Annotated in this window: 16 protein-coding genes and 1 pseudogene; 11 read left to right on the top strand and 6 right to left on the bottom strand. The window is 70.6% G+C overall.

Going from position 1 to position 20965, the window contains the following annotated elements:
* Positions 1-3: 3 nt before the first annotated feature.
* Positions 4-1338 carry a TonB-dependent receptor plug domain-containing protein gene (locus N799_RS16010; RefSeq protein ID WP_238978926.1) on the top strand — a complete coding sequence of 445 codons (1335 nt, stop codon included), beginning with the start codon at positions 4-6 and terminating at the stop codon, positions 1336-1338.
* A gap of 51 nt (positions 1339-1389) precedes the next feature.
* On the opposite strand, the gene N799_RS10925 is transcribed toward N799_RS16010, so the two are convergent.
* A complete protein-coding gene (locus N799_RS10925; protein WP_036212286.1) occupies positions 1390-2616 on the bottom strand; it encodes a multifunctional CCA addition/repair protein in 1227 nt (408 codons plus the stop codon).
* Positions 2617-2659: 43 nt separating this feature from the next.
* On the bottom strand, positions 2660-4669 hold the full coding sequence (locus tag N799_RS10930) for a lytic transglycosylase domain-containing protein (RefSeq protein WP_081974982.1): 2010 nt from the start codon (positions 4667-4669) through the stop codon (positions 2660-2662).
* A 172-nt stretch (positions 4670-4841) separates the two neighbouring features.
* On the opposite strand from N799_RS10930, the gene N799_RS10935 reads away from it, so the two are divergent.
* From N799_RS10935 to N799_RS15445, 3 genes are all read left to right on the top strand, one after another.
* Positions 4842-5639, top strand: coding sequence for a sulfite exporter TauE/SafE family protein (locus N799_RS10935; RefSeq protein WP_036212262.1), 798 nt, complete (start codon positions 4842-4844; stop codon positions 5637-5639).
* 148 nt (positions 5640-5787) lie between these two features.
* Positions 5788-8703, top strand: coding sequence for a TonB-dependent receptor plug domain-containing protein (locus tag N799_RS10940; protein ID WP_036212264.1), 2916 nt, complete (start codon positions 5788-5790; stop codon positions 8701-8703).
* 41 nt (positions 8704-8744) lie between these two features.
* Positions 8745-9605 (top strand): hypothetical protein, encoded by an 861-nt coding sequence (locus tag N799_RS15445; protein WP_152597928.1) that lies wholly within the window; start codon positions 8745-8747, stop codon positions 9603-9605.
* 38 nt (positions 9606-9643) lie between these two features.
* Here N799_RS15445 and N799_RS10945 read toward each other — a convergent pair whose 3' ends face one another.
* From N799_RS10945 to N799_RS10960, 4 genes and pseudogenes are all read right to left on the bottom strand, one after another.
* The gene (locus N799_RS10945; RefSeq protein ID WP_036212290.1) at positions 9644-10384 is read right to left on the bottom strand and encodes an endonuclease/exonuclease/phosphatase family protein; all 741 of its coding nucleotides are present in this window, start codon (positions 10382-10384) and stop codon (positions 9644-9646) included.
* Between the two features lie 82 nt (positions 10385-10466).
* The gene (locus N799_RS10950; protein ID WP_052101486.1) at positions 10467-11288 is read right to left on the bottom strand and encodes a thiol:disulfide interchange protein DsbA/DsbL; all 822 of its coding nucleotides are present in this window, start codon (positions 11286-11288) and stop codon (positions 10467-10469) included.
* A gap of 83 nt (positions 11289-11371) precedes the next feature.
* Positions 11372-12034, bottom strand: coding sequence for a thiol:disulfide interchange protein DsbA/DsbL (locus N799_RS10955; protein WP_052101490.1), 663 nt, complete (start codon positions 12032-12034; stop codon positions 11372-11374).
* Positions 12035-12321: 287 nt separating this feature from the next.
* Positions 12322-13140 (bottom strand): annotated as a pseudogene (locus N799_RS10960) (c-type cytochrome); the annotation flags it as partial.
* Positions 13141-13255: 115 nt separating this feature from the next.
* Between N799_RS10960 and yihA the strand changes: the two are divergent.
* From yihA to N799_RS10995, 7 genes are all read left to right on the top strand, one after another.
* On the top strand, positions 13256-13861 hold the full coding sequence (yihA, locus tag N799_RS10965; RefSeq protein ID WP_036212266.1) for a ribosome biogenesis GTP-binding protein YihA/YsxC: 606 nt from the start codon (positions 13256-13258) through the stop codon (positions 13859-13861).
* Positions 13862-14014: 153 nt separating this feature from the next.
* On the top strand, positions 14015-15406 hold the full coding sequence (locus tag N799_RS10970; RefSeq protein WP_036212296.1) for a glutamate--cysteine ligase: 1392 nt from the start codon (positions 14015-14017) through the stop codon (positions 15404-15406).
* Between the two features lie 128 nt (positions 15407-15534).
* Entirely contained in the window at positions 15535-18276 is a 2742-nt protein-coding gene (ppc, locus tag N799_RS10975; RefSeq protein ID WP_052101487.1) for a phosphoenolpyruvate carboxylase, read from the top strand.
* A gap of 102 nt (positions 18277-18378) precedes the next feature.
* Entirely contained in the window at positions 18379-18654 is a 276-nt protein-coding gene (locus N799_RS10980; protein WP_036212268.1) for a metal/formaldehyde-sensitive transcriptional repressor, read from the top strand.
* A gap of 57 nt (positions 18655-18711) precedes the next feature.
* Entirely contained in the window at positions 18712-19821 is a 1110-nt protein-coding gene (locus N799_RS10985; RefSeq protein WP_036212270.1) for an S-(hydroxymethyl)glutathione dehydrogenase/class III alcohol dehydrogenase, read from the top strand.
* Between the two features lie 44 nt (positions 19822-19865).
* The gene (gene fghA / locus N799_RS10990; RefSeq protein ID WP_036212272.1) at positions 19866-20696 is read left to right on the top strand and encodes an S-formylglutathione hydrolase; all 831 of its coding nucleotides are present in this window, start codon (positions 19866-19868) and stop codon (positions 20694-20696) included.
* 14 nt (positions 20697-20710) lie between these two features.
* Positions 20711-20965 (top strand): pyrimidine dimer DNA glycosylase/endonuclease V (locus tag N799_RS10995; protein WP_036212274.1); only part of this gene is annotated, 255 nt, incomplete at its 3' end.

A 20965-nucleotide genomic window follows, 5' to 3' on the forward strand; every position in this document is an offset into this window, starting at 1 on the left:
TACATGCTCAACACGGTCAACGCCTCGCTCGGGCCCAACCAGCCGGGCGGGAACGAGTTCGCCCCCGGCGGCAACGTGCAGACCGAGACCAACTTCAACTTCGACGTGGTGCGCGATCTCGACGTCGGCTTCGGCACCGGCATGCTCAGCCTCGCGCTGGGCGCGGAATGGCGCGAGGAGGAGTTCGAGGTGATCGCCGGCGACCCGGCGTCCTACGCGATCGGGCCACTCGTCTCGCAGGGTTTCTCGCTGGGGTCCAACGGTTTCAACGGCTTCAACCCGCGCACGGCCGGCAGTCACGCGCGCGACAACTGGGCGGTCTACGTCGACGCCGAAACCCGTTTCACCGAGCAGCTGTTGCTGGCGGCGGCGGTGCGGCACGAGGACTTCAGCGACTTCGGCGGCACCACCAACTGGAAGCTGACCGGCCGCTACGACGTCACCGACGCGTTCGCCCTGCGCGGCGCGGTCAGCACCGGCTTCCGCGCGCCGACACCGGGCCAGGCCAACGCCGAGCAGGTGATCACCGAGTTCAGCGACGGCCGCCTGCTCGACAGCGCCACCCTGGCGCCGACCAACCCGATCGCCAGGTACTACGGCGCCGAGCCGCTGCAGCCGGAGGAGTCGGCCAACGCCTCGCTCGGCCTGGTCTGGAACAGTGGCGGCTGGCTCACCACGCTGGACGCCTACCGCATCGAGACCGAGGACCGCATCGCCCTCAGCGCGGGCTTCACGGTCACCGACGAGGACCGCGCGGCGCTGGTCGCCGGCGGCAACCCGGAGGCGGCGTCGATCAGCAAGGTGAAGTTCTTCGTCAACGACTTCGACACCACCACCACCGGCGTCGACCTGGTGTCCAGCTATGCCAGCAAGCACTTCGGCGGCGACACCACGTATTCGCTGGCGGCCAACTGGAACCGCACCGAGGTCGACGAGTTCACCCCCGGCATCATCTCCGAGGCGCGGGTGAAGAAGATCGAGGAGTCGCTGCCGCGGACCAAGGGCTACCTCGGCGTCACCCACCAGCGCGAGGTGTTCCACGCCAGCCTGCGGCTGAACTACTACGGCTCGTTCTACGAGGACCACCTCGACAGCGACGTGGTGCGGCCGGAGGACGGCGGCCTGCCGATCCATGGCGACAGCGCGGTGACGGTGGATGCCGACGTCGGCTGGAAGTTCGCCTCGGGCCTGTACTTCAGCCTCGGCGCGCAGAACCTGTTCGACGAGAAGCCCGACGAGAACCCGTGGGCCGGCGTTGCCGGTGCGCGCTACCCGGTGCACACGCCGTACGGGTTCAACGGCGGCTTCTACTACGCGCGCGTGGGTTACGGGTTCTGAGCCACGCCGGTCGGGGCGCCGGGTGCCAGCACGGGTGCCCGGCGTTCCGGCCTAGGGTTTCCTGCCGGTCGCCGCGGCCACCGCGCGGATGCGCGCGGCGCGCATCGCCTCGCCGACGGCGGGGCCTTCCAGCCCTTCGGGCAGGTCCGCGGCGCGCACCGCGCAGGCCGCCGCATGGGCCCGGCGCAGCAATTCGCCGGACGGATACGGCACGTCCTGCAGCCCCGCGCGCCCGCGCTTGTCGGCCTCGCAGACGATCGCGATCTGCCCGATCCGCTCGGGCCGACGGAACCCGTCGCAGCGCTCGATCAGCTTGACCGCGGTCGACGCGCGCAACTCGTCGAAGCGGTGCACGTTGAGATGCTCGCGGCAGCAGGCGACCGCCAGTTCGCGGTGCGCCACCGGGACCTTCAACCGCTCGCACAGCTTGCGCACCGGCGCCACGCCGGCCTGTTCGTGGCCGATGTGCCTGGGCAGTACGTCTTCCGGCGTCAGCGCCTTGCCGAGGTCGTGCACCAGCGCCGCGAAACCGATCACGTCGTCGCCCGGCGCCAGCTGTGCGGCCATGTCGCAGACCAGCTCCACGTGCACGCCGGTGTCGACCTCCGGGTGGTACTCCGCGCGCTGCGGCACGCCATACAGCGCATCCACCTCCGGCAGCACCACCGCCAACGCGCCGCAGTCGTGCAGCGTGCGCAGGAACGCCGACGGCCGCGCACTCGCCAGCGCCTTGCGCAACTCCTGCCAGACCCGCTCCGGCACCAGCTCGGCCAACTCGCCCGACGCGACCATCTCCCGCATCAGCGCCATCGTCTCCGGCGCAACGGTGAAGCCCAGCGCCGCGAACCGCGCCATGAACCGCCCCGCCCGCAACACCCGCAGCGGATCCTCGACGAACGCCTCGCCGACGTGCCGCAACACCCGCGCCTCGATGTCGCGCGCCCCGCCGAACGGATCGACCAGGTTGCCGTCCGCATCCTGCGCGATCGCGTTGATCGTGAAGTCCCGCCGCGCCAGGTCCTCCTCCAGCGTCACCGAAGGATCCGCGTCGACCACGAACCCCCGGTAGCCGCGTCCCGACTTCCGCTCCGTCCGCGCCAGCGCGTGCTCCTCACCCGTCCGCGGATGCAGGAACACCGGGAAGTCGCGGCCGACCGGCTTGAACCCCGCCGCTTCCATCGACGCCTGCGTCCCGCCGACCACCACCCAGTCGCGGTCGCCCGGCTCAAGCCCCAGCAACCGGTCGCGCACCGCTCCGCCCACGAGATAGGTCTTCATGCCCGACATGATGCCCGCAGCCGCGCGGGCTCCGTAATCGCGATCACTCCGCAGCCGGACACGCAAACGTCTTTCGCGGCCCATCCACCCGACCTTCCATCCGGTCCGTCAAGCGCAGCGCATCCCCGTCCAGCAGCCAGTCGTAGATCACGCTGAACGCCAGCACCCGCGCCACGTAATCGCGGGTCTCCGCGTACGTGATCGTCTCGATCCAGAAATCCGCGTCCATCCCCGGCCGGTCGCCCTGCCACCGCCGCAGCGGCGTCGGTCCGGCGTTGTACCCCGCGATCGCGAAGTACGGCTTGCCGCCGTACTCGTCCAGCATCTGCCGCAGGTACGCCGTGCCCAGCACGATGTTGGTGTCCGCGTCGTACAGACTCTCGCCGCCGCCCCACGGCTGTCCGATCCGCCGTGCCACCGCCGCGCCGGTCGACGGCAACACCTGCATCAGCCCGCGCGCGTCGGCACCCGAACGTGCCTGCGGATTGAAGATGCTCTCGGCGCGGATCTCCGCCGCAACCCACGCCGGGTCGATCCGGTTGCGCGCCGCCTCGCGGCGGATCGTCGCGTCGTGGTGCAGCGGGAACCGCAACGTGTAGTAGCTGCGCTCGTCGCTTTCCAGCCCGAACACCCCGCGGTCGAACCATCCGTTGACCTGCGCCACCTCCACCGCGATCCGCCGCTGGCGGTCGTCGAAGCGTTCCAGCGCGTCCTTCCACTCGGCGACGGCCCAGCCATGGCGGCCCAGCTGCGCCAGCCCGATCGCACGCTGCAGCGCCGGGTCACTGGCGACCACCGCCTTCGCCGCACCGTCCGCGTCGACCTGCCGCGGGCACAGCGCGTAGGGCTGGCCGAGCCGGTCGGCGGCGAGGAAGCCGTGGAATTCCGGCTCGCGCGCGGCGGCCGCGTAGCGCGCCTTCGCCGTCTCCGCGTCGCCGGTCAGTTCCGCCAGCCGGCCCTCGAAATACTCGTACTTCGAATCGCTGCGCTGCTTGTCGTCCATCCGCCGGATCGCGGCCAGCGCCGCCCGCCAGTCCGACCGCGCGATCGCCTCGCGCACCTGCCACTCGTGCAGGCGCGCGTCGTAGCTCGCATCGGGCACGGCGGCGAGCCGGCGCTCGGATTCGGGCAGCAGCGACGCCGCGGTCCACAGCGCGATCATGTACAGCGCGCGGCCGCGGTCGGCCTCGGTGAAATCCAGCGCCGATGCGTACTGCGGCAGCAGCGATTCGGCCTGGCCCGGATCGTTCTTGCCGAGCCTGGCCAGTCCCTGCGAGGCGACCAGCCGGCTGCGGTCGGTCTTCGGCCATTGCAGCGCGCGCGGGTGCGGCGCGTCGATGAAGGCTGCGTAGTCCAGGGCCAGCGCGCGCTGGTCGGCCGGAAGCTCCGCCGCGATCGCACGCATCACGCCGGGCTGCCACGCCGCCGCGGCCTCGTCAAAGCGTTGCCAGCGCATCGCGTCGGTCAGCCCGCCGCGTGCGGCCAGCGCGGCGAACACCGGGTTGCAATCGTCCGGTAGCGACTCGCCCTTGCTGCCGTTCCAGACCGCCTGCGCGTCGGACGTCCATTTCGCGTCGATGCGGCCCAGCGTCAGTTGCGCGTCGAGCTTCGCGCAGCGCAGCTTGGTCGAGTCGACCTCGTCGCTCCACGCCGCGAGGAAGGCCGCGTCGTCGTCGCGGCGCGCGGCGGCGGCCAGCCACGGTTCGCGGAACGCGCCGGCGACCGCTTCGCCGCGATGGCGCTGCAGGAATCCGGTCGCGCGCTCGTTCGACACGCTGTCGATGTTGCGGCGCAGGCCGGCGTACTCGACCCAGCGGTACAGCGGGTGGTCGGCGAGGTCGCCGAAGTGGGCGGCGTCGAAATCACCGCGCTCGGCGGCGCTGATCGCGGCCTCGATCCGGGCCTGGCGCGGGTCGACCTGGGCTGCGACCGGTGTGCCGGGCGCCGGCGCGGCCACCGGGGTCGCGCTGCGCACCGGCTCCTCGGCCGGCGGCACGGGGTTGGACTGGGCGCAGGCGACGGTCGCGAACGTCGTCGCCAGCGCGGCGAGCATCAGGGGGAGTGGGCGGCAGTGCATCGTCAGACCATAACGGGGGCCAGGTGAATGATTCAGGATGGGCCGGCACAGGGTCCACGGGCGTGGGTGATCGCGCCGTCACGCGGAGCCTCGGAACGGGCTGACGTACAGTCCCGCGCGGGCGGCACGGTGCCGTCGGGAGGAAACGATGTCGTTGACCTGGTTGTTGTTCCCGTTGCTCGGCGCCGTCGCCGGGGTGCTGGCCGGCCTGCTTGGCGTCGGGGGCGGGCTGGTGCTGGTGGCCGCGCTGGCGTGGCTGCTGCCGCTGCTGGGTGTGCCGGCCGACGCGGCGATGCACGCGGCGCTGGCGAGTTCGCTGGCCAGCATCGTGCTGACCGCGGCGGCGTCGGCGCGTGCGCACGCGCGCCGCGGCAGCGTGCTGTGGCCGACGGTCGCGTGGATGGTGCCGGGCCTGCTGCTCGGCGGCTGGCTCGGCAGCGGGGTGGCGGTGCGGATAGACGACGACGTGCTGCGTTACGTGGTGGCCGGCTACTGCCTGCTGGCCGCGGCGCAGCTGCATTTCGGCAAGCCGCGCCGGGGCGACGGCGAGGGCGTGGTGCCGTCCGGCGTGCCGATGACCGGCGCCGGCGTCGGCATCGGCGCGCTGTCGGCGGTGGTCGGCATCGGCGGCGGCAGCATGACGGTGCCGCTGCTGGTCTGGCGCGGCGTCGCCCCGGTACGCGCGGTCGGCACTTCGTCGGCCTGCGGCGTCGCGATCGGCCTGGCCAGCGCCACCGGCTACGCGTTGCACGCGCCAGCGGGGGCGTTGCCGGAGTTCGCGGTCGGCTACGTCTACCTGCCGGCCGCGGTCGGCGTCGCGGTGGCCTCGGTGCTGGCGGCGCCATGGGGCACGTGGCTGGCCCACCGGCTGCACGGCGACGTGCTCAAGCGCGTGTTCGCGCTGTTCCTGGTCGCGGTGGGGGTGAGCCTGCTGGTCGGCGGCTGAGTCCGCCGGCCCGCCCGGGCGCGTGGCGGGGCAGAAGCCGGGGTGGATTTTGCCGGTTGTGGCGGGATCACGAATTGTTTACAACCACAGGACGCCGCAAACAGGGGTGCGGCGCCCTTGATCGTTTTTTCTACGGAGAGAGAAGTCGATGAACGCACCCCATCGCCACCCGCTGGCGAAAGCCGTCGCGCTGTGCCTGCTGGTTTCCGCCCCGTTCGCCGCGCCCGGCCTGGCCGCCGCGCAGGACGCCCAGCCCGGCGCCACCACCCTCGACACCGTCCAGGTCACCGGCACCCGCATCAAGAAGGCCGAGATCGAGGGCCAGGTGCCGGTGCAGACCCTCAACCGCGAGGACATCGAGCGCACCGGCCTGACCTCGGTCGGTGACATCCTGCAGGAGCTCACCGGCGCCGGCTCGGCGCTCAACACCAAGTTCAACTCGTCCGGCAACTTCGGCTTCTCGCCCAACGGCGACGGCGTCGGCGCCGGTTCGGCCCAGGTCGACCTGCGCCACCTCGGCGCCAAGCGCGTGCTGGTGCTGGTCGATGGCATGCGCTGGGTCAACGAGTCGTCGGCGTCCGGCGTCGGTGCCACCACCGACCTCAACACCATCCCGCTGGCGATCGTCGAGCGGATCGACGTGCTGGAGGACGGCGCGTCGTCGCTGTACGGCTCCGACGCGATCGCCGGCGTGGTCAACATCATCACCCGGCGCAACTTCGAGGGCGGCCAGGTCAGCGTCAACGTCGGCCAGTACGGCGAGGGCGACGGCACCAGCACCGGCGTCGACCTCGCCTGGGGCATGAATACCGACCGCAGCAACCTGTTCCTCGGTGCCAGCTACATCGAGCAGGACGAGATCCTCGCCAACACCCGCGAGCAGTCGAGCTTCCCGGTGCCCGGCACCGGGCTGGCGTTCGGCAGCTCGGGCACGCCGCGCGGGCGCTTCATCTTCACCGACCCCGCCACCGGCATCACCCACGACCTGACGCCCAACGAGGGCGCGAGCGACCCGCTGTACAACTCCGCCCTGACCGGCTGCGAGCGCACCGACGACTACCACTGCTTCGGCACGCCGGACCGCTTCAACTTCGCGCAGTACAACATGCTGCTCACGCCGTCCAAGCGCATGGGGCTGTTCGGCCAGTACCGGTTCTACTTCAACGACAGCGTCCACGCCTACGCCAAGGCGCTGGTCAACCGGCGCGAGTCGGTCAACCAGGCCGCGCCGGAGCCGATCTTCCTCGGCGCCGACGCCGGCACCGGCAACCCGATCTCCGACGGCATGTTCATCTCGGCCGACAACCCGTACAACCCGTTCGGCTTCGACCTGGTGTCGGTCGACGACCCGGCCACGGCGGAGAACGAGATCAACTTCATCCTGCTCGGCCGGCGCCCGGTCGAGGGCGGCCCGCGCGTGTTCGAGCAGGTGGTCGACACCCAGTACGTCGGCGCCGGGCTGGAGGGCAGCTTCGAGGCGGGCGAGCGCACCTGGTTCTGGGACGTCAACGCCGCCTTCAGCCGCAACGAGGCCGAGCAGACCAACTACGGCAGCTACGACATCCGCAACATCGCGCTGGCCCTGGGCGACCCGGCCGCCTGCGCCGCGGTGGCCGGCTGCGTGCCGCTGAACCTGTTCGGCGGGCCGGGCACGATCACCCCGGAGATGCTGGCGTGGATCCAGCCGGTGGTGCACGACCGCAGCGAGCAGAAGCTGAGCCAGTTCACCGCCAACGTTTCCGGTGACCTGTTCGACCTCTGGGCCGGCCCGCTGTCGGCCGCGGCCGGCATCGAGCACCGCCGCTACGAAGGCTCGTACAACCCCGACCCGCTGACCGTCGCCGGGTTCTACAACGGCGTGCCGTCGCTGCCGACCTCGGGCGAGTACGACGTCAGCGAGGCCTACGTCGAGCTCAACGTGCCGCTGATCACCGAGGGTGCGTTCGGCAAGAGCCTCGACCTGAGCCTGGCCGGGCGCTATTCGGACTACTCGACCTTCGGCAGCCAGTTCACCCCGAAGTACGGCCTGCGCTGGCAGGTCGCCGACGAGCTGCTGCTGCGTGCGACCTATTCCGAGGGCTTCCGCGCGCCGTCGATCGGCGAGCTGTACGGCTCGCCCAGCCGCGCCGACCTGCAGATCGACGACCCGTGCCTGGTCGGCACCGACGGCAGCCCGGCCACCGGCGACCCGGCCAACTGCGCCGCGCTCGGCGTGCCACCGGGTACCGAGCAGACCAACCCGCAGATTTCGGTCACCACCGGCGGCAACGAGGACCTCGACCCGGAGACCGCGCGCAGCTTCACCGCGGGGCTGGTGTTCAGCCCGTCGTTCGCGACCGGCGTGGCGTGGTCGGACCGACTCGACTTCGAGCTGACCTACTACCGCCACAGCATCGAGGGCGCGGTGCAGGCGATCGACGCCCAGACCCAGCTCGACCTGTGCGTGGAGACGCTCGATCCGCTGTACTGCAACGGCATCGAGCGCTCGCCGATCGGCGGCATCAGTGCGTTCAACAACCGCCTGACCAACCTCGGTTCGATCAAGACCGACGGCTGGGACGCCGACCTGTTCTGGACCCTCCCCGAGATGGCCGCGGGGCAGTTCAAGGTGATCTGGCAGAACACCTTCGTGACCCGCTACGAGGCGGTCGGCGCAGCGGGGCAGGTGCAGCCGCGCCGGATCGGCATCGAGGTCAACGACAGCGCGATCCCGGACTGGACCTCGACCGCCACGCTCGACTGGCGCCGCGGCCCGTGGAATGCGTCCTGGAGCGTGCGCCACATCAGCGAGCTGGAGGAGGACTGCGGCGACGCGGCCTCGTTCCCGATCTGCGGCAACCAGGCGGAAGGCACCAACACGCTGGAGGCGATGACCTACCACGACCTGCAGCTCGGTTACCGCTTCGACGTGCTCAAGAGCCTGCAGCTGACCGCCGGCGTCAACAACGTGCTCGACGACGACCCGCCGATCTGCCTGTCGTGCTCGCTGAATGGCTACGACGCCTCGACCTACGACATCCCGGGCGGCCGCTACTTCTACATGCGCGCCGATCTGCGGTGGTAGAGTCGATGTGCTAGAGCGCAACAGTCGATCCAAAAAGGAGAATGGAAATGGAAGCTAGGAAGAAATTTTTAAGGATTTTGTTTCTGCTTTTTGTAAGTGCTGGGTTTAGTTATTCATCATTTGCCGCCACAGTCGTAGAGTGTAAAAGATGCTATAACTTCAAGGCAGCCGCTGAAAACGCTAAAGTCGCTGGCTTCGTAACTGTCGTGGACTTCGGGTCCGATAAGATAAATAGTTTCAACGTTCTTTATGAGCACGAAACAAGGAGATATATTGCGCTTCCCATGGCGACGCCTTCGCAGATTTCTTCTACGTTCCATCGATTTGTGGCGCTCGCAAGCTCGGGATCTGCCGTGCACGTCATAGATGTAGACGAATCTAGTGGCGGTTTTCTCTCTGCATATAGAGACACAACTGCACATGATGTGATTCGTTCTGCGAGCCTGCGAGGGATGTTGGGAAGGGGTATAGCAAAGAATTACACTGGTGCTGATACGGGAAACGCGACGTGGAATGAGATTGCACTCAAGGTCACTACGCTAGCGTTGACATTCTTGTCGGACAAGGCAGGTGTCAGCAGCGTCATAATAGTCATCAACTGGCAGGACGGGTCTCGTACCGTGTATGAGCTGGATCCAAGCCACTTGTACGAGGCGCAGTATGTGGACGGGGAAAGCATCGGCCCAGACGGGAATAAGTTGCCGGATCCCGCAGCTGTTACTCAATCGACTGGGGGGAGCTATGCAGGAGAATATCGGTTCCAGCGCGAGCAGACCCTAAACGAGTGGATTCGCACTGCACAGCAGTATGGTATCCCCGTAGTTAATGGCAGCGGAGGCGTGGGCTCCAAGGGGTTGGATTGTACGTGGGATGGCAGAACTCTTTCATGTAAAAGGAAATAAATGTTCCAACCAGCGGCAGCGAAAGCTGCCGCTGGTTTTTAGGTTAACGCCTCTTCCGGCACGTCCAGTTCCAGCGACAGCGCCAGGTGGTCCGACATCGCCGCCGGCATCGCGCAGGCATCCGACGAGCAGGCCAGGCCGTCGCTGATCAGGATGTGGTCGATCGCCCGTTGCGGGCGCCAGCTCGGGAAGGTCGGGACCATGCAGGTCGGTGGTTGCAGCCGGGTGCTGCGGAACAGTGCCTGCATCTCCGGGCGCTCCACCGCGCAGTTGAAGTCGCCCATCAGCACCGCGTGCGGGTGGTCGCCCAGCAGTTCGGCGATGAAGCCCAGCTGCGACGCACGCGAGGCGGCGCCCAGCGACAGGTGCGCGACCGCGACCACCAGTCCGTCGTCGCCGTCGCCGAAGCGCGCCATCAGCACGCCGCGGCCGCTGATCCGGCCCGGCAGCGAATGGTCGATGACCTCTCGCGGCTCCAGCTTGCTGAGCAGGCCGTTGGCGCTGGAGGCGACGCCGCCGACGCGGCGGTTGGGCTGGTGGCTCCAGTAGTCGAAGCCGCCGCGCTGGGCGAGGTAGTGGGTCTGGTTGGTGAAGCCCGAGCGCAGGCTGCCCGGGTCGCTCTCGTTGAGGCCGACGATGTCGTACTGCCCGGCCAGCTGCGCGATCGTGTCGAGGCTGCCGCGCTTGTTGCCGGCCGGCAGCACGTGCGACCAGCTGCGCGCGACGTAGTCGTGGTAGCCGCGCGTGCTGGAACCGGCCTGGATGTTGGCGCTGAGCAGGCGCAGCCGGCGCGCGCCGCGTGGCGGCGACGCGACGGCGGGCTGCGCCTGGTGGCCGGGGCTGGACACCTCGCAGCCGGCCTCAGTCGGTGCTGGCGGCGTCGCCGACAGGCGCGGCCGGCTCCGCGGTTGCGCCGGCGGCGCGCTCCATCGCGACCAGGTGCTCGGCGATGCGCAGGTTCTCCTCATGGCTGCGACCGGTGACGCGGTACTTGCCGTCGACGATCAGCACCGGGGTCGAATCCACTCCGCTGCGCTGCAGGAACTGGCCGGCCTGGTTGAGCTTGGCCTTCACCGCGAAGCTCGACATGGTGCTGGCGAACTGCTTCGGATCGACGCCGAACTGCGCGTAGAACTGGCCGATCTGCTCATCGGTGGGCAGCGGCTGCACCGGCAGGCTGCGGTCGACGTGGATCGCCTTGAACACCGCGTCGTGGCTCTGCTCGGCCACGCCCATCGCCTGCGCGGCGTAGAACGCCTTGGCGTACGGCTCCCAGTAACCACCGAACGCGGCGGCGACCGGCTCGAAGCCGACGTCGGCCGGCAGTTTGGCGGCCCAGCTGCTGACCAGCGGCTCGAAGGTGGCGCAGTGCGGGCAGGTGTAGCCGAACACCTCGACCACCTCGATGTCGTCGCCCGGGGTGAACTGGCTGCCGCCCGGGATCACCACGTAGTCCTGGCCGGCGACCGGGGCCGGGCCGGTTGGCGGGACCACCGGGCCGGGCGTGCGTGCCGGCGCCTCGGCGGCGGGCGCGGCGGCGGCCGGGGCGCCGGTGGCGGCGCTGTCCGCCGGTGCGGCATCGGTGGTGGCCGGTGCCGGGGTCTCCTGCGAGCAGGCCGCGAGGGCGAGCGCGGTGGCGAGGGCGAGGCCGAGGTGGTGCAGCGTGGCCGGGCGTGCGGTCATGGAAGGTCTCCGGATCGGAAGGGGCGGGAAGTCGGTCGCGGCCAAGGATACCGATCGCCGGGCGCGCGCCGGGTGACGCGGGTTCAGTTGTGGGCCACCGCTGCGCCGGCGGCGCGCTCGCGGGCGATCAGGGCGTCGGCGGTGTCCAGCAGCTCCTCGAAGCTGGTCCCGAGCACCTTGTAGCGGCCGGCGACGATGAGCGACGGCGTGCCCTCGACGCCGCTGCGGCGGATGAATCCGCGCGCGAGCTCGAGCTTCGCGTCCACTTCGGCACCGGTCATGGTCGCGGCGAAGGCCTGCGGGTCGGCGCCGTAGCCGGCGTAGAAACCCGCGATCTCGGCCGGGGTCGCGTTCATGATCGGCAGGCGCTGCTGCTCGTGCAGCGCGCGGAACATGTCGGCGTGGGTGCGCTCGACCAGCCCGTGCGCCTGCGCCGCGTAGTAGGCGCGCGCGTACGGCAGCCAGTAGCCGCCGAATGGCGCCGGCACCGCCACGAACGAGACGTCGGCCGGCAGCCGCGCCTTCCAGGCCGCCAGTTTCGGCTCGAAACTGGCGCAGTGCGAGCAGGTGTAGCCGAACACCTCGACCACCTCGATCTGTCCGGGTGCGGAACCGAACGGCGCACCGTCGGCGATCTCGACGTAGTCGACCCCGGCCACCGGCCCGGCCGCGGCGGCGGGGCCGGCCAGCAGCATGGCGAACGAGAGCGTGGCGGCAGCGGCCAGGCGCGACAGCATCGAGGTCATCACGGACTCCTTGCAGCGGGCGCCGGCCGGCAAGCGGGGCGCCTGAAACAGAAACGCCGGCCGTAGTGCCACGGCCGGCGCAAGGGACAACAGGAGAGATCGGCGGATTGGACCGGCATCGGTGCCGGAAGTTCCCGGCCTCAGCCTTGGGCGGGTTCGGCCACCGCTTCGGCGGTCTCGCCGGCGGGCCCGGCCGCGTCATCGTCGGCCGGGACGGTCCCGGCCGGGGCCGCTTCATCGGCAGCCGGCTCGGCCGGGGCCTCGGCGCCGTCGGTCGGTGCGTCCGCCGCCGGTGCGGGTGCCGGCGGCGCGACCGGTGCCGCCGGGGCCGCCGCCGCGTTCATCGCGACCAGATCGTTGGCGCGGGGATGCAGGCCCTGCAGGTAGCTCGACAGCGCGCCGATCTCCTCGTCGGTCAGCTCGGCCGACACCGTCGCCATGATGTTGAACAGCTGCGGGTTGGCCTGGGTGGTGGTGCCCGCGCGGTACTCCTCCAGCCGGCGCTGGGTGTAGGCGGCGAACTGGCCGGCCACGTGCGGGTAGGCCGGGCCCGGGTTGCCCATGCCATCGGGGCCGTGGCAGGCCATGCAGGCCGGGATGCCGCGCTCGGCGTCGCCGGAGCGGAACAGCTTCTCGCCGATCTGGAAGAACTTCATGCCGGCGTAAGGACCGGTGGCGACCAGGGTGTCGTCGGCCACGCCGGCGCCGGCGGTCTGGGTCGCGTAGTAGGCGCCGACGTCGCGGGCGTCCTGCGGACTCAGCATGTCGGCGAACGGCTTCATGATCGCGGCCATGCCGGAGCTGCGCTCGCCGCTGCGGAACAGCGCGAGCTGCTGGGCGATGTAGCGCTCGCTCTGGCCGGCCAGGCGCGGGTACATCGGGTCGGTCGGGTTGCCGTCCAGGCCGTGGCAGGCGGCGCAGGTGCCGGCCAGCGTCGCGCCCTTCTGGGCGTCGCCCCAGGTGGTGACGGCGGCCACGTCGGTCAGCGGTGCGGTCTCCACCGGCGCCGTCTCGGGGATCGGGGTGACCGTGGTCTGGGCGTAGGCGACGGCGGCTGCCGCGAGGGCAGTGAGGCCGACGATGCCGAGGACGCGGGCGTGGCTCATTGGGCTGGGCTCCGGGAAAACGCTGACATGACGGCCACGAACGCGGGCGTCGGAACCTCGGAATTATCGTCGGCGCGGCTAACGCGGTCAACGCGAGCCATGCGATCCTAGCCCGATGGCCAATCCCTTCGCCCGCGCACGCTACATGCTTGCTGCGCACAACCCGCGCCAGCTGCCGCCCGACGGCGGCTTCGAGGTCGCCTTCGCCGGCCGCTCGAACGCCGGCAAATCCAGCGCGCTCAACGCGATCTGCCAGCAGAACGCGCTCGCCCGCGTGTCCAAGACCCCCGGACGGACCCAGCAGCTGGTCTATTTCGACCTGCCGCCGACCACCGACCGCTTCCTGGTCGACCTGCCCGGCTACGGCTACGCCAAGGTGCCCAAGGACCTGCAGGCGCACTGGCAGGCCTTCATCGACGGCTACTTCCGCAGCCGCGAGGCGCTCAGGGGCCTGGTGGTGGTGATGGACATCCGCCACCCGCTGAAGGACTACGACCGGCAGATGCTCGGCTACGCGGTCAGCCGCGGGTTGCCGGCGCACGCCATCCTGACCAAGGCCGACAAGCTCGGCCGCGGCGCGCAGGGCAACGCGATGCTGGCGGTGCGCAAGGAGATGAAGGCCGAGTACGGCGACCTGGTCAGCGTGCAGCTGTTCTCCGGCGAATCGAAGCAGGGCGTCGACGAGGCGCGCGAGGTGCTGGCCGGCTGGCTGGAGCTGTAACCGGCGATTGTCCCGGCGGTGGTCCGGAGCGTTGCTGTCCGGCGACATTCGTGAGCCGTCGCCGTCGCTACACTGCGCCGAGCCTTGCGATTGCCGCGTGCGCGCCGCATATCGCCGCTCTCCCTGTTTTCGCGAATGTTCCGCGAGGTGCGCGTGTCCGGTCCCAGCCAGGTCAAGCATGTCCCGATCGAACCCGGCGCCGCCGGGCGTGCGCAGTTGATCGACTACCTGGCCTCCGGCGTGCGGCCGCGCGACGACTGGAAGATCGGCACCGAGCACGAGAAGTTCGGCTTCCGCACCGACGACCTGCGGCCGCCGACATTCGACGGCGAGCGCGGCATCGAGGCGCTGCTGAAGGGGCTGGTGCGGTTCGGCTGGGCGCCGGTCGAGGAGCGGATCGGTGACGGCCCCGCCCGGGTGATCGCGCTGGGCCGCGACGGTGCCTCGGTCTCGCTGGAGCCCGCCGGCCAGCTGGAACTGTCCGGCGCGCCGCTGGAGAGCCTGCACCAGACCTGCCGCGAGGCCGCGACCCACCTGCGCGAAGTCCGCAGCGTCGCCGAGCCGATGGGGCTGGGCTTCCTCGGCATGGGCTTCCAGCCCAAGTGGCGGCGCGAGGACATGCCGTGGATGCCGAAGGGCCGCTACGGGATCATGCGCCGCTACATGCCGACCGTCGGCGACCTCGGTCTGGACATGATGACCCGCACCTCCACCGTGCAGGTCAACCTCGACGTGGCCGACGAGGCCGACATGGTCAGGAAGTTCCGCGTGTCGCTCGCGCTGCAGCCGGTCGCGACCGCGCTGTTCGCCGACTCGCCGTTCACCGACGGCCGGCCCAACGGCTTCCTGTCGTACCGCTCGCACATCTGGACCGACACCGACCCGCACCGCACCGGCCTGCTCGACTTCGTGTTCGAGGACGGCTTCGGCTACGAGCGTTACGTGGACTACCTGCTCGACGTGCCGATGTACTTCGTCTACCGCGACGGCCGCTACATCGACGCCGCCGGGCAGTCTTTCCGCGACTTCCTCGACGGCCGCCTGCCCGCGTATCCCGGCCACACTCCGACGCTACAGGACTGGGCCGACCACAGCACCACCGCCTTCCCCGAGGTGCGGCTGAAGAAGTACCTGGAGATGCGCGGCGCCGACTCCGGCCCGTGGAACCGCATCTGCGCGCTGCCGGCGCTGTGGACCGGCCTGCTGTACGACGACCAGGCGCTGGACGAGGCGTGGGAACTGGTGCGCGACTTCAGCGTCGCCGAGATCCACGCCCTGCGCGACGGCGTGCCCAGGCATGCGTTCAAGCTGCCGTTCCGCGGCGGCACCGTGCTCGACCTTGCCCGCCGCACCGTGCAGATCGCCGCGGGCGGCCTGGCCCGCCGCGCCCGCATCAACGAGAACGGCAGCGACGAGACGATCTTCCTCGGCCCGCTGATGGAGCTGGTCGAGGCCGGGGTGACCCCGGCCGAGCGCAAGCTCGAACTGTTCCACGGCCCGTGGGGCGGCAGCGTCGACCCGGTGTTCAGGGAGTTTGCCTACTGACCACGCGTCCGGGCCGCGCCTGTAGGAGCGACGTGAGTCGCGACCGCGCAGGGAATCGTAGCGATGTACAGGTCGCGACTTACGTCGCTCCTACAGGCCGTCATGACCGCTGCGCTACCGTTGCGGGCATGACCAGCCCCGACACCAACGAAGAACCCCTGCGCACCGTCGAGTTCGGTGCCACCGACGCGCTGCTGCGCGAGGACGTCAAGACCCTCGGCGCGATGGTCGGCGAGATCCTCGCCGAGCAGCGCGGCGACGCCTTCCTGCACGAGGTCGAACGGCTGCGCCGCGCGGCGATCCTCCGGCGCGAGTCCGGCGCCCCGGTGGCCGGGCTCGCCGACGTGCTGGCCGGTATCGACCTGTCGCAGGCCGGCGACCTGGTCCGCGCGTTCTCGACCTACTTCCAGGCGGTCAACCTCGCCGAGCGGGTCCACCGCATCCGCCGCCGCCGCGACCACGAGCGGGCCGGCGACGGCGCCCAGCCCGGCGGCCTGCGCGCGGTGATCGGCGAACTGGTCGCGCAGGGCATCGCCGCCGGCGACTTCGCCGCGCTGCTGCCGCGGCTGCGGATCGAACCGGTGTTCACCGCCCACCCGACCGAGGCGGTGCGCAGGGTGCTGCTGCACAAGGAGCGCCAGATCGTCGCCGCGCTGGTCGAGGACATCGACCGCTCGCGCACGCCGGCCGAGCGCCGCGCCGGGCAGGAGCGCATCCGCCTGGCGCTGACCGCGAGCTGGCAGACCGCCGAGGCGCCGGTCGCCAAGCCGAGCGTCGGCGACGAGTTCGAGCATGTCGGTTTCTACCTGTCGGAAGTGCTGTACCGGGTGCTGCCGGTGTTCCACGAGGCCTTCGAAGCGGCGCTGCGCGAGCACTGCGGCGGCGACTGGGCGCTGCCGGACGTGCTCGGCTTCGGCAGCTGGGTCGGCGGCGACATGGATGGCAACCCGAACGTCGGCGCCGACACCATCGCAGCGACCCTCGCCGCGCAGCGCCGCATGGTGCTTGCCGCCTACCGCCGGGACATCGACGCGCTGGCCGAACTGCTGAGCCAGTCGGCCAGCCGGGTCGGCATCGACGATGCGGTGATCGCACGCGTCGACGCCTACCGCGAACTGCTGCCGGACGGCGCCGCCCGCCTGCACCCGCGCCACGCCGACATGCCGTACCGCAACCTGCTGGTGCTGATGACGGCGCGGCTGTGGGCGACCAGCCACGACGAGCCGGCGGGCTATCCGGATGCGGCGGCGTTCGAGGCCGACCTCGCGCTGATCGCCGCGAGCCTGCGTGCCAACGGCGGCGAGCATGCCGGCGGTTTCGCGGTCAACCGGCTGCTGCGGCGCGCGCGCTGCTTCGGCTTCCACCTCGCCAGCCTCGACCTGCGCCAGGACTCGGCGATGCACGACGTCGCGCTGGCTGCCCTGCTCGACGACACAGGCTGGGCCACGCGCGACGCGGCCGAACGCGCGACCCGGCTGCACGCACTGATCGAACACCCCGCCGACGTGCCCGCCGCCACGGCCGAGGCGGCGCGCTCCAGCCTCGAGGTGTTCCGCACCGTCGGCGCGTTGCGCCCGCGCTACGGCGAGCGCGTGTTCGGCCCCTACATCGTCAGCATGAGCCGCAGCGCCGCCGACGCGCTGGCGGTGCTCGCGCTGGCGCGGATCGCCGGTTGCGTCGAAGGCGGCGAGGTGCCGCTCGACGTCGCGCCGCTGTTCGAGACCGTGGCCGACCTCGAGGCCGCCGAGGCGACGCTGCGCGAGCTGTTCGCCGACCCCGTCTACCGCCGCCACCTGCGGGCGCGCGGCGGCCGCCAGGTGGTGATGCTCGGCTACTCCGACAGCGCCAAGGACGGCGGCATCATCGCCTCGCGCTGGGCGCTGCAGCAGACCCAGGTCGCGCTGGCCGCGCTGGCGCGCGAGAGCGGCGTGCGGATCGACTTCTTCCACGGCCGCGGCGGTTCGATCAGCCGTGGCGGCGGCAAGACCGAGCGCGCGGTGATCGCCGCCCCGCGCGGCTCGGTCGACGGCTACCTGCGCCTGACCGAGCAGGGCGAGGTGATCCATCGCAAGTACGGCATCCGCGCGATCGCGCTGCGCAACCTCGAGCAGACCACCGGCGCGGTGCTGCGCGCGAGTCTGCGCCCGCGCCCGCCGGAGCCGCGCGAGGACCGCTGGCGCGCGATCGCGGCGCAACTGGCGGCGGATTCGCGCGCGCACTACCGCGCCTTCGTGCACGCGCACCCGGACTTCCCGGCGTACTTCCGCGCGGCCACGCCGATCGACGTGATCGAGCGGCTGCGGATCGGTTCGCGCCCGAGCAAGCGCGGCAGCAAGGGTGGGGTCGAGTCGCTGCGTGCGATTCCGTGGGTGTTCTCGTGGGCGCAGAACCGCTCCGGCCTGACCGCGTGGTACGGCGTCGGCACCGCGCTGCAGCGCGCGATCGATGCGCACGGGCTCGACGAGCTGGCGACGATGGCGCGCGACTGGCCGTTCTTCGGTGCGCTGGTCGACGATGTCGAAATGGTCCTGGCCAAGTCCGACATGGCGATCTTCGAGCGCTACTCGCAACTGGCCGTCGACCTGCCCGAAGGCGACCTGCACGCGCGCCTGCATCCGGGCATCGCCGCCGAGTTCGCGCGTACCCGCGACGGCATCCTCGCGATCCGCGACGAGGACGACCTGCTCGCCCGCGACCCGCGGCTGCGCCAGTCGATCCGCCTGCGCAATCCCTACGTCGACCCGATCAGCCTGCTGCAGGTCGACCTGCTGGCGCGTTGGCGGGCCGGTGGCCGCGAGGACGACGCCCGGCTGCAGGTGCTGATGGCGACGGTCAACGGCATCGCCGCCGGCATCCAGAACACCGGCTGAGGGCGCGGAGCGACCGGTTTCGCCTCGCGCTGCCGCCGGCCGCGGGTGACGCTGGCGTCGCGGCCACATATACTGCCCCCCACTATCCATCGGTGACCCGCCGTGCCCCATTCCGCCGAGGAAAAAAAGAAGGTGCTCGCCCGCATCCGCCGCATCCGCGGCCAGTGCGAGGGGCTGGAGCGCGCGCTCGAGGCCGGCGCCGACTGTTCACCGGTGCTGCAGCAGATCGCGGCCATCCGCGGCGCGGTCAACGGACTGATGAGCGAGGTGCTCGAATCGCACCTGCGCGAGCAGTTCGGGCATCCGGCCGCCGACAGCGTCGACCGTGAAGCCCGGGTTGCCGGGATGACCGGCCTGATCCGGTCATACCTGAAGTAGACAGCCGTCGCGGTGCCGCGCACCGCACCCCACACCGCTTATCGCAGGAGTACCGCCATGAAGACCCGCGCCGCCGTCGCCTTCGCCCCCGGCCAGCCGCTGAAGATCGTCGAACTCGACCTCGAAGGCCCGAAGAAGGGCGAGGTGCTGGTGAAGATCACCCACACCGCGCTGTGCCACACCGACGCGTTCACCCTGTCCGGCGACGACCCGGAGGGCGTGTTCCCGGCCGTGCTGGGCCACGAGGGCGCGGGCATCGTGGTCGAGGTCGGCGAGGGCGTCACCAGCGTCAAGCCCGGCGACCACGTGATCCCGCTGTACACCGCCGAATGCGGTGAGTGCCTGTTCTGCAAGAGCGGCAAGACCAACCTGTGCGTGGCCGTGCGCGCCACCCAGGGCAAGGGCGTGATGCCCGACGGCACCACCCGCTTCAGCTACAACGGCGAGCCGGTCTACCACTACATGGGCTGCTCGACCTTCGCCGAGCACACCGTGGTGGCCGAGGTATCGCTGGCCAAGGTCAACCCGGAAGCCAACCCGGAGCACACCTGCCTGCTCGGCTGCGGCGTGACCACCGGCATCGGCGCGGTGCACAACACGGCGAAGGTGGCCGAGGGTGATTCGGTCGCGGTGTTCGGCCTCGGTGCGATCGGCCTGGCGGTGATCCAGGGCGCCCGGCAGGCGAAAGCCGGTCGCATCATCGCGATCGACACCAACCCCGACAAGTTCGCGCTGGCGAAGGAGATGGGCGCGACCGATTGCGTCAACCCGAAGGACTTCGACAAGCCGGTCCAGCAGGTGGTGGTGGAGATGACCGGCTGGGGCGTCGACCACAGCTTCGAGTGCATCGGCAACGTCGAGGTGATGCGCGCGGCGCTGGAATGCGCGCATCGCGGCTGGGGCCAGAGCGTGATCATCGGCGTCGCCGGCGCGGGCAAGGAGATCAGCACGCGGCCGTTCCAGCTGGTGACCGGGCGCAAGTGGATGGGCACCGCGTTCGGCGGGGTCAAGGGCCGTAGCCAGCTGCCGGGCATGGTCGAGGACGCGATGCGTGGCGACATCCGGCTGGCGCCGTTCGTGACCCACACCCTGCCGCTGGACCGGATCAACGAGGCGTTCGACCTGATGCACGAGGGCAAGTCGATCCGCGCGGTGATCCACTACTGAGCCGTCACCGGGCATACCCGACACTCTGGAAAAAGGACCCGCGCATGCAACGCATCGAACAGCACGCCTGCTTCGGCGGCACCCAGGAAGTCTGGCAGCACCCGTCGAGCACGCTCGACTGCCAGATGCGCTTCGGCGTCTACCTGCCGCCGCAGGCCGCGCGCGGGCCGTGCCCGGTGCTGTACTGGCTGTCGGGCCTGACCTGCACCGAGCAGAACTTCATCACCAAGGCCGGCGCGCAGCGCTACGCGGCCGAGCACGGCCTGGTCCTGGTCGCGCCCGACACCAGCCCGCGCGGCAGCGACGTGCCCGACCAGGAGGACGCGTGGGACCTCGGCCAGGGCGCCGGCTTCTACCTCAACGCCACCCGCGAGCCGTGGTCCAGGCATTACCGGATGCACGACTACGTGGTCGACGAGCTGCCGGCGCTGGTCGATGCGCACTTCCCGACGACCACCGCGCGCGGCATCAGCGGCCACTCGATGGGCGGCCACGGCGCACTGGTGATCGCGCTGCGCAACCCGGGCCGCTACCGCAGCGTGTCGGCGTTCTCGCCGATCGTCGCGCCGAGCCGGGTGCCGTGGGGCCGGCAGGCCTTCGACGCGTACCTGGGCGATGACGAGGCCGCCTGGAAGCAGTGGGACGCCTGCGAACTGCTGCGCGACGCCGACGAGCGCCTGCCGCTGCTGGTCGACCAGGGCGACGCCGACGAGTTCCTGCAGCGCGAACTCCGGCCGGACCTGCTGCGCGACGCCTGTGAGGCCGCCGGCCATCCGCTGACACTGCGCATGCAGCCGGGCTACGACCACAGCTACTACTTCATCGCCAGCTTCATCGGCGACCACCTCGCCCACCACGCCGCCGCGCTGAAGTAGGCGGCGGCGTCGCGATGCGGCTGTGGAGCCTGCACCCGCGCCACCTCGACCCGAAGGGGCTGGTGGCGCTGTGGCGCGAGGGACTGCTCGCGCGCAAGGTGCTGCACGGCGGCACCCGCGGTTACACCCGCCACCCGCAACTCGACCGCTTCCAAGCGCATGCGCAGCCGCAGGCCGCGATCGACGCCTACCTGTCGGCCGTCTGCGACGAGGCCGACGCGCGCGGCTACGCGTTCGCCCGACGTCCCCCCGCTTTCAGTAGCGGATCG

The organism is Lysobacter arseniciresistens ZS79 (assembly GCF_000768335.1).
Classification (GTDB): domain Bacteria; phylum Pseudomonadota; class Gammaproteobacteria; order Xanthomonadales; family Xanthomonadaceae; genus Novilysobacter; species Novilysobacter arseniciresistens.